At 49.5% G+C, this 13,292-nt stretch carries 11 protein-coding genes; 6 read left to right on the top strand and 5 right to left on the bottom strand.

Annotated features, from left to right (window positions below):
* The first annotated feature begins 18 nt into the window (after positions 1-18).
* Together yidC and E7745_RS03370 are read left to right on the top strand one after the other, a co-directional pair.
* Positions 19-2,106, top strand: a complete 2,088-nt coding sequence (yidC, locus tag E7745_RS03375; protein WP_136408305.1) for a membrane protein insertase YidC — start codon at positions 19-21, stop codon at positions 2,104-2,106.
* A gap of 246 nt (positions 2,107-2,352) precedes the next feature.
* Positions 2,353-3,270: an ATP-binding protein gene (locus tag E7745_RS03370; protein ID WP_168181976.1), complete on the top strand. Its 918-nt coding sequence runs from the start codon at positions 2,353-2,355 to the stop codon at positions 3,268-3,270.
* Positions 3,271-3,534: 264 nt separating this feature from the next.
* Here the strand turns inward: E7745_RS03370 and E7745_RS03365 are convergent, their stop codons facing one another.
* From E7745_RS03365 to E7745_RS03355, 3 genes are read right to left on the bottom strand one after another with little or no spacing between them, the layout of a single operon-like run.
* Complete coding sequence (locus E7745_RS03365) at positions 3,535-4,500, bottom strand: transposase (RefSeq protein WP_240740261.1); 966 nt, start codon at positions 4,498-4,500, stop codon at positions 3,535-3,537.
* Positions 4,475-4,846, bottom strand: a complete 372-nt coding sequence (locus E7745_RS03360; RefSeq protein ID WP_107037111.1) for a transposase family protein — start codon at positions 4,844-4,846, stop codon at positions 4,475-4,477. The genes E7745_RS03365 and E7745_RS03360 overlap by 26 nt, the downstream gene beginning before the upstream one ends.
* 28 nt (positions 4,847-4,874) lie before the next feature.
* The gene (locus tag E7745_RS03355; protein WP_136408304.1) at positions 4,875-6,356 is read right to left on the bottom strand and encodes a leucine-rich repeat domain-containing protein; all 1,482 of its coding nucleotides are present in this window, start codon (positions 6,354-6,356) and stop codon (positions 4,875-4,877) included.
* 18 nt (positions 6,357-6,374) lie between these two features.
* Between E7745_RS03355 and E7745_RS03350 the strand changes: the two genes are divergently transcribed.
* On the top strand, positions 6,375-7,601 hold the full coding sequence (locus E7745_RS03350) for a transposase (protein WP_136408044.1): 1,227 nt from the start codon (positions 6,375-6,377) through the stop codon (positions 7,599-7,601).
* 23 nt (positions 7,602-7,624) lie between these two features.
* Here the strand turns inward: E7745_RS03350 and E7745_RS03345 are convergent, their stop codons facing one another.
* Both E7745_RS03345 and E7745_RS03340 read right to left on the bottom strand, forming a co-directional pair.
* Positions 7,625-7,852 carry a fimbrillin family protein gene (locus E7745_RS03345; protein WP_124075746.1) on the bottom strand — a complete coding sequence of 76 codons (228 nt, stop codon included), beginning with the start codon at positions 7,850-7,852 and terminating at the stop codon, positions 7,625-7,627.
* 59 nt (positions 7,853-7,911) lie between these two features.
* Entirely contained in the window at positions 7,912-8,700 is a 789-nt protein-coding gene (locus E7745_RS03340; RefSeq protein ID WP_124075745.1) for a hypothetical protein, read from the bottom strand.
* A gap of 818 nt (positions 8,701-9,518) precedes the next feature.
* On the opposite strand from E7745_RS03340, the gene E7745_RS03335 reads away from it, so the two are divergent.
* The 3 genes from E7745_RS03335 (at position 9,519) to E7745_RS03325 (ending at position 13,274) form a co-directional block, all read left to right on the top strand.
* The gene (locus tag E7745_RS03335) at positions 9,519-10,925 is read left to right on the top strand and encodes an OmpP1/FadL family transporter (RefSeq protein WP_124075744.1); all 1,407 of its coding nucleotides are present in this window, start codon (positions 9,519-9,521) and stop codon (positions 10,923-10,925) included.
* A gap of 226 nt (positions 10,926-11,151) precedes the next feature.
* Positions 11,152-12,549: a DUF3078 domain-containing protein gene (locus E7745_RS03330; protein ID WP_124075743.1), complete on the top strand. Its 1,398-nt coding sequence runs from the start codon at positions 11,152-11,154 to the stop codon at positions 12,547-12,549.
* 59 nt (positions 12,550-12,608) lie between these two features.
* The gene (locus E7745_RS03325) at positions 12,609-13,274 is read left to right on the top strand and encodes a hypothetical protein (RefSeq protein WP_124075742.1); all 666 of its coding nucleotides are present in this window, start codon (positions 12,609-12,611) and stop codon (positions 13,272-13,274) included.
* Positions 13,275-13,292 lie beyond the last annotated feature (18 nt).

The raw sequence follows: 13,292 nt of genomic DNA, 5'->3' as shown, positions 1-13,292 counted from the left end.
CACCTCTAAATCAACCGAATGGACAGAAATTCACTAATCGGGCTCCTTCTGATGGGCCTTATCATCTTCGGATTCACCTACATCAACCGCCCCTCTCCCGAAGAGCTGGAGCGCCAACGCATCGAGCGCGAACAGATGGAGGCTCAGGAGGCTGCAAAGGCCTCTGACGCCGGAGCTCTGAAATTTGACTCGATCACCCCGGCTGAGATAGCCGCAATCAAGAGCACCGTGCGCGAGCTCGGAACAACTGACACTGTCAACGGCACCTCGACTCTGCGCGTCGACAAGGTTGACCTGCGCCTCACTGCCGAGGGTCAGCTCGAAGGCACTGTTGATGCCGACGGCCGTCAGGTGGCCGTGGCCGACCTTCTCAGCTCCGAATCGGCCCTTCCGCTGACCGTAGGCGTGCCGGCTGTAAAGAATCTGCGTCAGGCGCTTGCTACGGCTGCCCGCTACCGCGGCTTCGCCCGCCATCTTTCAGGTGACAGCACCACAGTGAAACTCGAAAACAAAAATCTCAGCCTTGAGATCTCAAACAAGGGCGGCGTGATCTCACGCGCCACTCTCCGCGACTACAACAGCTATGACTCTACCAAGATCGAGCTTCTCTCGCCGGAGACCGACATCTACAACTTCACTCTGACCTCGGCCACACAGCGCTTCGAGACCAGCGAATTCTTCTTCACACCCGTGCAGCTAAGCGACTCTTCGGTGCTGATGAAACTCGAACTCGGTGACGGCGCACGCTGGGGCATCAAATATACCCTCCCGGCCGACGGCTATCTGGTGAACATCGACGTGATCCAGGAAGGAATGCAGAGCATCATCCCCTCGTCAGTGGCCTCGATGGATTTCACCTGGCACCAGAAGATGCGCCGCAATGAGGCCGGCCGTGTGTTCGAGGAACGCAACTCGGCGCTCTACTATATGTTTACCGACGGCGATGTCGACAACCTAAGCGAGGGTTCGGACGATGACGAGGAGATCAACCAGCGCCTGAAATGGATCAGCTGCAAGAACCAGTTCTTCTCGGCCGTGCTCATGGCCCGCACTAATTTCAGCGGCGGCAACCTGAAGAGCACCGTGCTTAAGGATGACCCAGACTTCATCAAGGCCATGCAGTGTGACATGACGGTCGAATACTCAGCCGCCGCGGCCAATCCGGCCTCGTTCGTGATGTATCTCGGCCCGAACTCCTACCCCGTGATGAGCGCGGTGGAGAAAGAGATCTTCCCCGAAGAAAACATGCACCTGACCAAGCTGATACCCCTCGGATGGCCCATCTTCCGCTGGATCAACACGCTGATCATCATTCCGGTGTTCACGCTGCTGGGCTCCTTTATCTCCAACTACGGCATCATCATCCTGCTGCTGACCATCTTCATCAAGATCATCCTCTTCCCCTTCACCTACAAGAGCATGATTTCACAGGCCCGTATGCGCCTGCTCGCGCCTGAAATCAAGGCCATCAATGACAAGTATCCCGGCAACGAAAACGCCATGAAGCGCCAGCAGGAGACTATGGCTCTCTACTCACGCGCAGGAGCCAATCCGCTTTCAGGCTGTCTGCCCATGCTGCTTCAGATGCCTATCCTCGTGGCCATGTTCTGGTTCTTCCCCTCGGCCATCGAGCTGAGAGGCGAATCATTCCTCTGGGCCAAGGATCTCTCGGCCCCTGACGCCATCATCTCGTGGTCGGCCAACATTCCGTTTATCTCAAGCACATTCGGCAACCACATCAGCCTCTTCTGTCTGCTGATGACCGTGGTCAACATCATCTACACCCGCATCAACATGCAGAACCAGGCATCTTCAGGTATGCCGGGCATGAAGTGGATGATGTATCTGATGCCCGTGATGTTCCTCTTCATCTTCAACAACTATGCCGCCGGCCTGAGCTACTACTACTTCCTGTCACTGCTGATCACCATCGTGCAGACCTACATCTTCCGCAAGGTTGTCAGCGAAGACAAGATGCGCGCCAAAATGGCCGAGGCCGCAAAGAAGCCCAAAAAGAAATCAGGTTTCATGGCCCGTCTCGAAGAGGCCCAGCGCAAACAGCAGCAGATGCTCCGCGAACAGCAGAAACGCCAGGGCCGCCGCTGATCACCACGCACTCAGGAGAGCGGTCAGCCCCTCCGCTGACCTCCACCATATCCCCATCAAAGCAGCTCCTTCCGACAGCCAACCCGGCAGTCAGAAGGAGCTGCTTTTCCCACCCCACCCCGCAGAGGGAACCACAGAGGAGAGACAGTTGTATAAAAAATCTTATATATAAATTTTCTTATATATAATTTTTTTTATACATTTGCTATGTATTTACACTCTATGTGTAATACTATACTACATAATATGTTAAATATATCCGAACAGACCCTCAGCCATATGATGCTCCACATTGAGGCTGAGAAATCTGTAGGCCATATACCTCAGCCTTTGTTCCTGATCGGAAGTTTCGGATCGGGCAAAACCACTCTGCTTATTGAGTTGGCCCGACGGCTTCGGGAAAACGGCTGGGGAGAATCAGTACAGCTGCTTGACGGGAAAGAATTTTTCAGCAGCAACGATATCATAAAGGCCATCGAAGGGACTGATTATGACGGCACCCGGCCTCTTAAAGGAAATGGCGACAGACGGCGCATTGTAATCATTGACGATCTTGACTTCTTCTTCAACAGAAGCCCGTTTGATGATCAGTATCTTCTGCGAAACTATCTCTATCAGCCGGAGGCTCCTATGCTCATCGCTGCAGTCCCGAAAATCAGCGAGGCCCTGGCCGACTATAAGGCACCTTTTTTTGAAGGTGTCAGGACCATCTATATCCCTGCCATTACTCAGGATTCGCTGTCAGAAACATTAAATCTCCCGGAAGAAAAAGCTAAACGCCTGTCAGCCCTGCTTGCCTATCAGCCGCCGGTGATACGCTCTGTAAAGATTGCCTGCGATATCATAGACAGATCTGACTGGCCGGACAACGACCTGAAAGAACTGGCCACTCTATCGGCGCCTATATACCGCGCCAGATTTGAGAGTTTTCCGGCTTATTCACAAAAAATACTGATATCACTCTCAAAGTCAGCTTCTCCATTAAACCTCTCTCAACTCCGTGAGCTGATATCGGCTCCGGCAGGTAGCCTCTCTCCATACCTGCAACAACTTGTGCAGGACAATACGATACGCAAAACCGATCCTGAAAAGCGTGGCACTCCATACGAGATTACCGACAAACTCTTCAAACTCTGGCTTTCAAACGGCTCGGAACAGAAATAAGCAGCCAAGCCGTCAAGCTACTCTTCTATCGCTGTGTAACATTTAAAAGCGAGGTCGTGCACTTCCGATTCACGACCTCGCTTTGCTTTTTAGAGTGCTGAGATTGAGACTAACCTATTCATCCAAACGGTTCTATTCTCCACTATAATCTCCTACTATGTTTTTAAACCGAGACCAAGAATTAGATTTGAACCAGTCCATATTTTGGCTCAAGCCGAAAGCACGGTGCATATGTTAAATTGGGCAATTAGAAGTGTTAAATTTTTAGGCGTAGAGTTTGACTAATCGGAAGATGAAGAAGTCGCGGTCCCGGACACCACGCATTTGTGAGCGAAATATTTTGACTTTAGAGTTGAATGCCTCGGCAGAGGCATTGGTCGCACGACGACGGAAATAGTTCAGGATTGTTGGGGCGTGGTTCTTGAATGTTTTGATTACCGAGCGGAAGTTGTTGTTACCCAATGCCATTACCTTTTCATACCACTTGTTCATCCTCCCCATGGCTTTTGTCGGTGAGATTTTAGCGTTGAAAATCTTGCGCAGCTCCATCGCAAGGCTGTATGCAGCCTTCAATATTGGATAGTATTTGAACAGTATGTTGACACGATGGCGCTGTATGTCAGTCCATTTGTTCTGCGACATCATCAGAGTGTGTTTGCTGCGAGCCAGTATCTGGCGCATGGTCTCTCCGTTGGAGTACGTTACCGGCGGTTCGGACTTGTTGCGGTTGTTTTCCTCTGCGATGAGCTGTCGGCGAATGTCAATGCGGATTTCGTCAACGGCCTCATTATAGACCTGTTGGACATGAAAACGGTCGTTGACTACATGGGCGTTATAGAACACTTCTGCGGCTATGAGCATCATTGATGGCGAGAGATCGCAGGTCACTTCCTTGACCCTGCGTCTGATTGATTTCTCCATAGCTCCGATGAGTATGGATATAATTTCGTCACTCTTTGTTCCGGGAATGGCTGCCGCAAGTGTTCCCTTGCCTCCGTGGCCGTCCTTGTTGGTCAGGAACGTCCATACCTCCCCGTTGCTCAGACACGTCTCATCAAGACTCATGTAAGGGCCGATATTATCGGCGTTGAAATAGAACCCACAGCCAAGCTCCTGTTCGCACCAGTCGGCGTAACCGCTTATCTTATTGCGGTACAAGTCGGCAAAATGTTTGCCGTTGACGCAGTACATCTGCGCTATCTGTTTAATCGACAGGGCTGTCGTCTCCACCTTCGTCTTTTAAAAAAGCCACGAACTCGGCGCTGAGTCGTGTTCCTTCCTCGTTGGGAAGTTCGAGATTGTAGCTGAAGATTTCGTTGGTCTGCCTGTCCCACCACTTGTTCTTGCGCATGTGAAGAAATACAGGCCGTCCACGCATCGGATAGTCCTGTATTGTTACATAATCCGTATAGCCTCGCGCTACGATATTTGGATTACGATAGTCTTCATCAGACAGTTTCTTCTTTTCGTCAAGCCATATGTCATAGGACTGTTCCGTGCGCTCGAAGCGCACCATTTCAAATAGTTCGTCCATGCCCTCGGGCAGGCACATCCATATTGCATCTGCGGTTTTCATGCCACAAATTTAACACTTTTCTCAAAATTCATGCACCGTGCTTTCGGCTTGACCCCATATTTTCAGCTTTCACATGAAGAACAGCATTAGCATATACTTCATCTGGTAAAGGATTAAACATATTATGCCTTAAACTTGGTATTCCTCCTACATAAATATCAGACAACATATAGCACCCATAAAACGAATTCTCAAAAACTTCTACAACAGAACTTGGAATTATAATCTCGACCAAGGAGCTGCACTTAAAAAATGTACTCTGTTCAATCTCGGTCACTGAATTGGGGATAGTGACACTTGTCAGGGAACTGCAATAAGAAAAGGCAGAGTCACCAATCCCAGTAACTGAATTTGGAATGGTAACACTTGCCAGGGAACTGCAACCGGAAAAGGTTAAGATTCTAATCTCAGTAACTGAATTTGGAATGGTGATACTTGTCAGGGAACTGCAATAAGAAAAGGCTGAGCCTCCAATCCCAGTAACTGAATTTGGAATGGTGATACTTGTCAGGGAACTGCAACCCTTAAAGGCAGAGTCACCAATCCCAGTAACTGAATTTGGAATGGTAACACTTGCCAGGGAACTGCAACCCTTAAAGGCAGAGTCACCAATCCCAGTAACTGAATTTGGAATGGTAACACTTGCCAGGGAACTGCAACCGGAAAAGGTTGAGCTTCTAATCTCAGTCACTGAATTTGGAATGGTGACACTTGTCAGGGAACTGCAATAAGAAAAGGCAGAGTCACCAATCCCAGTAACTGAATTTGGAATGGTGATACTTGTCAGGGAACTACAACCCTCAAAGGCTGAGCCTCCAATCCCGGTAACTGAATTTGGTATGGTGATACTTGTCAGGGAACTGCAACCCTTAAAGGCATCGGCACTAATGTAAGTAATTGTATTAGGAATGGTGATACTTGTCAGGGAACTACAACCCTCAAAGGCTGAGCCTCCAATCCCGGTAACTGAATTTGGTATGGTAACACTTGTCAGGGAACTACAACCCTCAAAGGCTGAGCCTCCAATCCCGGTAACTGAATTTGGAATGGTAACACTTGCCAGGGAACTACAACCCTCAAAGGCTGAGCGTTCAATCTCGGTAACTGAATTTGGTATGGTAACACTTGCCAGGGAACTACAACCCTCAAAGGCTGAGCGTTCAATCTCGGTAACTGAATTTGGTATGGTGATACTTGTCAGGAAACTGCAACCGGAAAAGGCAGAGCCACCAATCTCGGTAACTGAATTGGGGATATTTATACTTGTTATAGAGCTCCCTCTAAATGCCTCCTCTGCTATAATCCTGGTATTATACGTAGTACCCAAGTATTTCACTGTCGCATATGGCTTTACATCTCCTTTGAGTTCTACAGGGTCATAGCCTATTATTTCAAGGTGAGAATCTACTATTTTATATTTTACAATGATTCGGTAAAAATTACAGAAGTAGTTGAAACTTAAGTTAATATAACGAATTATCAAATACAAATGAATCGCCAAATCGTTCATTATAAAAAAACTTAGCGTATGAACGTATTGGCGATTCTCAAAGACTTCACCTTTCGGTGTAAGTCGGTATTTGAAAATACTACAACCAAGATGAGCAAAAGGTTCCTCAACTGGCTGATTTTAACAATACGCACTGTAGCGTTGATTCCGGGCAAAGTCAATTTTACCCGGCTGTCGCGCTATGGCGGTCGTACAGCCAAGACCTTTGCCTCCAATTTCAAGACATCCGTAGACTGGATGAAAGTCAACATAGGTATGGCGCAGGATTGTTTTGGGCCGGCCCATGACATGGCAGTGGCAATCGATCCGTCGTTCATTTCAAAAGCAGGCAGACTGACGTATGGCATAGGCCGTTTCTGGTCAGGGGTGGCACAACGTGTCAAACGCGGTCTGGAGATAATGGCGATCGGGGCAATAAGTCTGAGTAAACATACATGCGTGATGCTGGGTGCTGTCCAGTCACCGAACTTCAAGACTCTTGAGTCCGAGAAGCACATGTCAATGCTTGACTGGTATGTGGCACTTGTCAGGTCAAAGGCGGCAGAGCTGCTCTCACTGACGGATATTCTGGTTGCCGATGCCTTTTTCTCCAAATATGAGTTTGTAAATGAAGTGATTGGCATGGGATTTCGATTTGTCGGGAGATTACGTGCCAACTCATATCTGAGGTATCTGGCCATACCGGATTCCTCCGCCCCGCGAAGACGCGGCAGAAAGAAAAAGTATGGAGAGAAAGTGGATTTCTCCAGCCTTGACATATCCGTGTTCACTTCATTCATATATGAGGATTCCAAAGGAAACAAAACCCGATGTCACACGGCGGTCGTACATTCGAGGGCATTGAAACGCGACATCCGTATCGTGGTCTGTCCGGTTGAAAACGCAGAGCCTCTTCTTTACTTCTCTACCGACACCAACATGAGGCCTGAAAAGATCATCGGTTTCTACCGCACCCGCTTTCAGATTGAGTTCGGTATACGCGATGCCAAGCAGTTTACCGGACTTCAGTCACAGCAGACCCGCGACAGGGAGCGGCTTGACTTTGCGTTCAATCTTTCCTTCACAGCCCTCAATGTCTGCAAAGAGGTCATAAGGAAGGATTATCCGGATCTTTCGGTAGCGCAGTTCAAACGGCTTATGTTTGAATCTTATCTCGCCTCAACAATTATTTCGACTTGCGGAAAATCTCCGCATCTAAAAATAATTCAGAAAATAAACCATCGGTTGGCTCAGTTAGCGGCTTAGCCAAGACTGAACGACCTCAAATTTTACCGAATCATTGATTTTACATAATCAATATAAAATGTTGTCTCGTCAATAGGAGAGAACACCGACTTTGTAGATGTCGAGCCATCGGGATTGATTGTCACTGAGGAGCTGTTTTCAGGCTGTTCGGTGCCCGGTTTTGAACCGCCGTTTTCCGGCTCATCGTCCTTTGAACAGGCCACAAGACTTACGGCTAAAAGCAAGCCGATAAAGAATTTTTCTAACTTCATAATTAATTGATTTATTGGTTTATTAATAAGTAACTCAAACACATGAATCTTACAGATTATCAAAATTTATCTGCAACCTTTATGGATGAATGCGAGATTTTATTTTTCAAATCATGATATTGATTTTGGATTGATGTCAGGAGCCAGCCTTTAAAACAGGATGAACCAGGGATGAATGGTGACAGCAATACAGACTGAACCAGCTTGCTGCCATCCACATTCAGATAGCAATTCTCATCAAACTGATTGTAACCGCCGCATTCCGTTTTTTCTTCAAGCTTAAAGTAGATTCTCAATTCAGATTCAGGACTGTAGCACTTGTTTTTTGCAAAAATATACCCGGTTCTGTCAATAGCACCCATATCAATGCTATAATATCGCATGGTGCCAATGAACAATTTAATACCTTTGTCTTTCAGACTCTCAGCAAATGCTCCGACTGTGGTTTCTATTCTTATTCCGGTATAGCCTGAGGTGAATGATTTCCACATGCAGTGCATTTCATCATGCGCGACAGTGAAGCAGGAACAAAGTAGGTTTGCTGCCGATTTGCGAAATTTTTCGTATTCAGCCCTACGCTTCCGATCATTCTCAGTGGCCGATTCTCCCGCAGGCAACAAAAATTCGGCACAGCGGAGTGTGACCACCCCGTGCTCATAAACATCCGAGTAATCCTTACGGCGGCTTATGCGAAAATGGCCGTCCATAATCCCGAACAGAGCCGAGAGATCCATATATTTATAAATCTTTGTTTCAAGACTTATATCCTGCCCTTCAAAGACGAAGACACCGGCGGCGATCTCTTTAAAGCGTTTTTCTTCGAATTGCGGAACAGTTTCTGTGCACATTAATATATTGAGATGTGTTTCTCAATCCCCCTGAAACATCGTTTTAGATTCAGACATAGAAAAAGGTGTGAGGATTGTATCTCGTTCTTATCCCATACTCAGGCCTTGGCGTGCCTATATTCCCGGATAAGACGACAGCCCCACACCGATTGAGCATATACAGAGTACCCCCTCACGGAGGCATACGGGTATAGCTACCGATGCAGGTGCCATTGTCTATTTATCTTCGGGAATAATACAAACCGCCAAGTTTGAGTATGGAAGATAAAAATTCAATAACACCTTTTCGATGGAATTCTCCATCATTCAACGAAAAGTTGAATCCGATGAGGCTGTCTCTACAGTCACAGATGCGAATTCAAATGCAAATATCATAAAAATCCATCAATTGAAAGAGAGATAATCATGGGCCTATCCTACAAGCCTATCCTAAAATATGGCGTTCGGATAAGGCTAAGGACGGGGCTGTGTTTTTATTTGTTAATTTTTATATGGAATAGTTAATGCACATTTAATTAGGAAATATGCAATGTAGGGGCTGTGGTGGGTTCGGAGGTTTGTCGGCGGGAAAATCAGAACAATTTCAAAGTGTTTTAGAGCAATTTTATTGTTAAATTGTGTGCATTTCTTTGGTCGCGTCAGGGGGAGGGGCTACCTTTGCGGGCGATTTCCAAAATTTTTACACAGTGCAGAAGGCTTCCGCAGGCCACGGCAATAGCTGCCGGGAGATTGCTGTATGCGCTGATCTTTCGGCCGATACGAAGGTCAGGATCGCCACAGCCAGAATCTTTTCTGCAACTATCACCAAATAATTCGATATGAAGAAATTTATTTGTTCGGCTCTTGCCGCTGCCGCTGTGTGTGGCACCGCCTACGCCGAAGGCTATCAGATCAACTCTCTGTCGGCCAAGCAGATCGGCATGGGCCACACGGGTGTGGCTCTCAAACTCGGAGCCGAGAGCATGTTTTTCAATCCCGCCGGTATGGGCTTCATGGACAAGACTCTCGATCTGTCAGGCTCGCTCACCGGAATCATGCCTACCGCCACCGCTACTGTCAACGGCAAGGACTACAAGACCGACAACGGCATCTCGACCCCGATAGGTGTGCATGCCGCATTCTCGATCTACGACAATCTCAAGGCCGGTATCTCGTTCTATACCCCCTACGGCTCGTCGATCAACTGGACCGACAACTGGCCCGGCGCCGTGCTCAACCAGAACGTAAACCTCAAGGTGTTCACCATACAGCCTACCGTAGCCTGGGCCATCACTCCGAAACTCTCGGTTGGTGCCGGAGCCATGATCTCATGGGGCAGCGTGGACCTCAACAAGGGCCTTGTGACCGCCGAGACCACTGACCGCACCATAGCAGCCCTTACAGCACTCGGACAGCTTCCGGCAGGCACTCCCGGTTTCGGATCGACCACTCCGGCGTCAGTCAACCTCAAGGGCCAGGCCGAGATGACAGTGGGCTTCAACGTAGGCGCGATGTATGACATCACCGACGGGCTGACTGTAGGCGCCTCGTTCCGTTCGCGCATGCCGATGAAGGTCAAGGCCGGCGACGCAACGGTGTCATATGCCAACGATCTTTCACAGAACCTCCTCGGCGAAAGCCTCGACCTGCTCAACAAGGCCAATTTCAAAGCCGAGATGCCCTGCCCGTGGGTGTTGGGTCTGGGTGTATCCTACAAGCCCATCGACCGTCTGACACTCGCTTTCGACGCCCGTCTGACCGGATGGCACACCTACCGCCAGCTCGACATCGAGTTTCTCAGCGAACAGCTCGCAGACTATAACCAGCACATCGAGAAGAAATACAAGAACTCGTGGTGCTACTCGCTTGGCGCAGAGTTTGCCGTCACCAACCGCTTTGACGTGCGCGCCGGCCTGATGGTCGACACATCGCCTGTCAACAAGAACTATTACAACCCCGAAACTCCCGGCATGACCAAGGTAGAGCCTACGGTTGGTCTCTCCTTCCGTCCGATCTCCAGCCTGTCAATCGACCTCGGCTTCATGTATGTGGCCGGAATGGGTGTCGACAATGCCAGCTGCGAGTATGCCGACCTGCTCGGAGGCCAGATGATCAAAAAGCTCACAGCCGCCGGACTGCCCCAGCAGCAGATCGAGGCACTCGGCTTCAAGCCTTCAGGCACTTTCACCGCCGACTATAAGCTCCATGCCTTCATCCCCTCGATAGGCGTAAGCTACAGCTTCTAAGCCCCCGTTCCCCGATATTTGTTAACGTCGGGGAACCGCATCTAAGAAATTGTTTCTATACAACGGAACGCCATAATCCGCCGCTTTGCCGCGGGATTATGGCGTTTTTTAACTCTAATGATCTGCCGGCTTCCTTTTTTCTGATTTTTTTTGCTAATTTTGCAAATAATTAGGAGTATGGCCTCTCATGCTCCGAGAGGGTTTTTAAAGTCCATAATCAGCCATTATGAACATCAGGTCAATTTTTGCAGGTATTTTTGTCGGCGTAGCGGGTCTTTCGCAGGCCGCAGTGATCCACGTGCCGGAGCTCACACTCTTCGGAGCACCCTACACCCGCTCCGAAATCTACAACTCCACCATCCATAATCTCAATCCGGATAATCCGGATGACATGCTGCAGCTTCTTGCACCGGCAGCCGAAAGCCCGGAGGTCCAGGACAGCACTGCGGTTGAAGATATTGTGACCACTCCCCTGCCCGCCTATTATTTCCGTCCGGCTGTGTTCAGCTCATTCCAGTTTCTCGACACCATGAGAGTGAGCAAATCAGCACCGCTGGCCGACAGCCCGCTTGACCCCAATACCTTCGGATGGCTCGTCACCGACCTCTACCACAACGATCTGATACGCCATGCCCGTCAGGCAGTGGTGGTGCGCACTCCGTATCTTGTGCGATATGACGAGGCCTCACTGCCCGAACCTCCCAAAAAGTTCGAAGCCAACGTTGACCCCAAGACAGCCAAGATTGTCATAGCCGAAATAATACCGGAGAAAGCACCTGAGCAGAAACTTGAAGCCCAGTTCTACAAACGCCATTGGCTCAAGACGTTCAACGGATCGGTGCAGTTTTCGCAGGCCTACGTCTCGCCCAACTGGTATCAGGGCGGCAACAAGAACCTCAACATGCTTGTCAATCTTTATTACAACGTCAAGCTCAACCCCGCATTCCACAAAAAATTCCTCTTCGAGACAACATTCCAGTACAAGCTCGGCATGAACGACGCTCCGAACGACTCGCTGCGCAACTATTCGGTGTCGGAAGACCTTTTCCAGTTCAACATGCTCGTAGGCTACAAGGCATCGAAGCGCTGGTATTACTCGACCAACGTCTCCTTCAAGACCCAGTTTCTTAAAAACTACAAGCCAAACACCCACGAACTCAAAGGTGCTTTCATGTCGCCCGGCGAGCTCAACGTCGGTGTCGGTATGACCTACAACTACGCCAACCCCAAGAAGACATTCACCCTCGATGCCTCCATCTCTCCCCTTTCATGGAACATGAAGACCTGTTTCAACAAACACATGAATGAGACGTCATACGGTATTGAGCCGGGCCGACACACGGTAAGCGAATACGGTTCGAGCGCCGAGGGCAAGATAACCTGGCAGATCTGCGACAATATCAGCATGCGTTCGCGTCTGTTTGTCTTCTCGGACTACAGCTATGCCTACGGAGACTGGGAAAACACCTTCATGTTCAACATCAACAGATTCCTGACCACCCAGATATTCGTCCACATGCGCTACGACTCATCGACTCCCGACTGTGACGATCCCGACTGGCACAAATTCCAGTTCAAGGAGATACTTTCGTTCGGATTCGCCTATAAGTTCGCTACAATCTGACACTGATACACACTATCGCCATACCCTATACTCTCCACCACCCCTACTCTCTCCGACCAGTGACTGTAACCTACAACTCCACTTCAAACATCCGCCCGCCGCGACGGTTGCTGCTGACATTGCTGCTGTCAGCATTGTTTCTCTGCGCTCCGGCGGCAAAGAGAATCGAAAAGAGTGTCCTTGAGAACGTGCCCGGACGGTCGCAGGTGGTCAGCGGCTACTCGAAACCCGACAGTGTGACCGACCGGCTCGCGCAGATGCCGCTCCACGCCGTGGAAGGCCTCTGGCGCTTTGCATCGGAAGGATCTCTGATGGCCATAGAGCGCAATAGTGACAGAGCCGTCGGTGAGTATGAGGCCGAGACAACCGTCTACCGGATGGTGATTGTACGCGCAGCCGACATGGCCCTGCGTCCCGGCACCGTAATGGGCTATCTCACCCCCACGGCGAAACGCGGAGTCTATGACGCCCGGATCTACACCTCGCGCCTCGACAACGGAACAACTCTCCACGCTCCGAAAAAATTTACCGTGACTCTTACCGATGACGACAGCCGAATATCAATCAGCGACTACGGATCATCGCTTAGATTCAACTGGTGGCGGCTCCTGCCCTACATGTACCGCTATCTGTTCACGAGGCAGGAGAAAAATCCCGGAGCCATACAGGGTTGTCTGCGGGTGTTTCCCGCTCCGTCCATTCCATCAGAACCACGCTATCTCTGACCGGACGACCGCCTGACC

Source organism: Duncaniella sp. C9, assembly GCF_004803935.1.
GTDB lineage: Bacteria > Bacteroidota > Bacteroidia > Bacteroidales > Muribaculaceae > Duncaniella > Duncaniella muris.
This window is presented reverse-complemented; position numbering and strand designations above follow the sequence as displayed.

What these genes read in the sequence shown, in the direction of transcription:
- yidC (WP_136408305.1), top strand. Translation starts at nt 19, where the DNA reads ATGGACAGAAATTCACTAATCGGGCTCCTTCTGATGGGCCTTATCATC.
- E7745_RS03370 (WP_168181976.1), top strand. Translation starts at nt 2,353, where the DNA reads ATGTTAAATATATCCGAACAGACCCTCAGCCATATGATGCTCCACATT.
- E7745_RS03360 (WP_107037111.1), bottom strand. Translation starts at nt 4,846, where the DNA reads ATGAAAACCGCAGATGCAATATGGATGTGCCTGCCCGAGGGCATGGAC.
- E7745_RS03355 (WP_136408304.1), bottom strand. Translation starts at nt 6,356, where the DNA reads ATGAACGATTTGGCGATTCATTTGTATTTGATAATTCGTTATATTAAC.
- E7745_RS03350 (WP_136408044.1), top strand. Translation starts at nt 6,375, where the DNA reads ATGAACGTATTGGCGATTCTCAAAGACTTCACCTTTCGGTGTAAGTCG.
- E7745_RS03345 (WP_124075746.1), bottom strand. Translation starts at nt 7,852, where the DNA reads ATGAAGTTAGAAAAATTCTTTATCGGCTTGCTTTTAGCCGTAAGTCTT.
- E7745_RS03340 (WP_124075745.1), bottom strand. Translation starts at nt 8,700, where the DNA reads ATGTGCACAGAAACTGTTCCGCAATTCGAAGAAAAACGCTTTAAAGAG.
- E7745_RS03335 (WP_124075744.1), top strand. Translation starts at nt 9,519, where the DNA reads ATGAAGAAATTTATTTGTTCGGCTCTTGCCGCTGCCGCTGTGTGTGGC.
- E7745_RS03330 (WP_124075743.1), top strand. Translation starts at nt 11,152, where the DNA reads ATGAACATCAGGTCAATTTTTGCAGGTATTTTTGTCGGCGTAGCGGGT.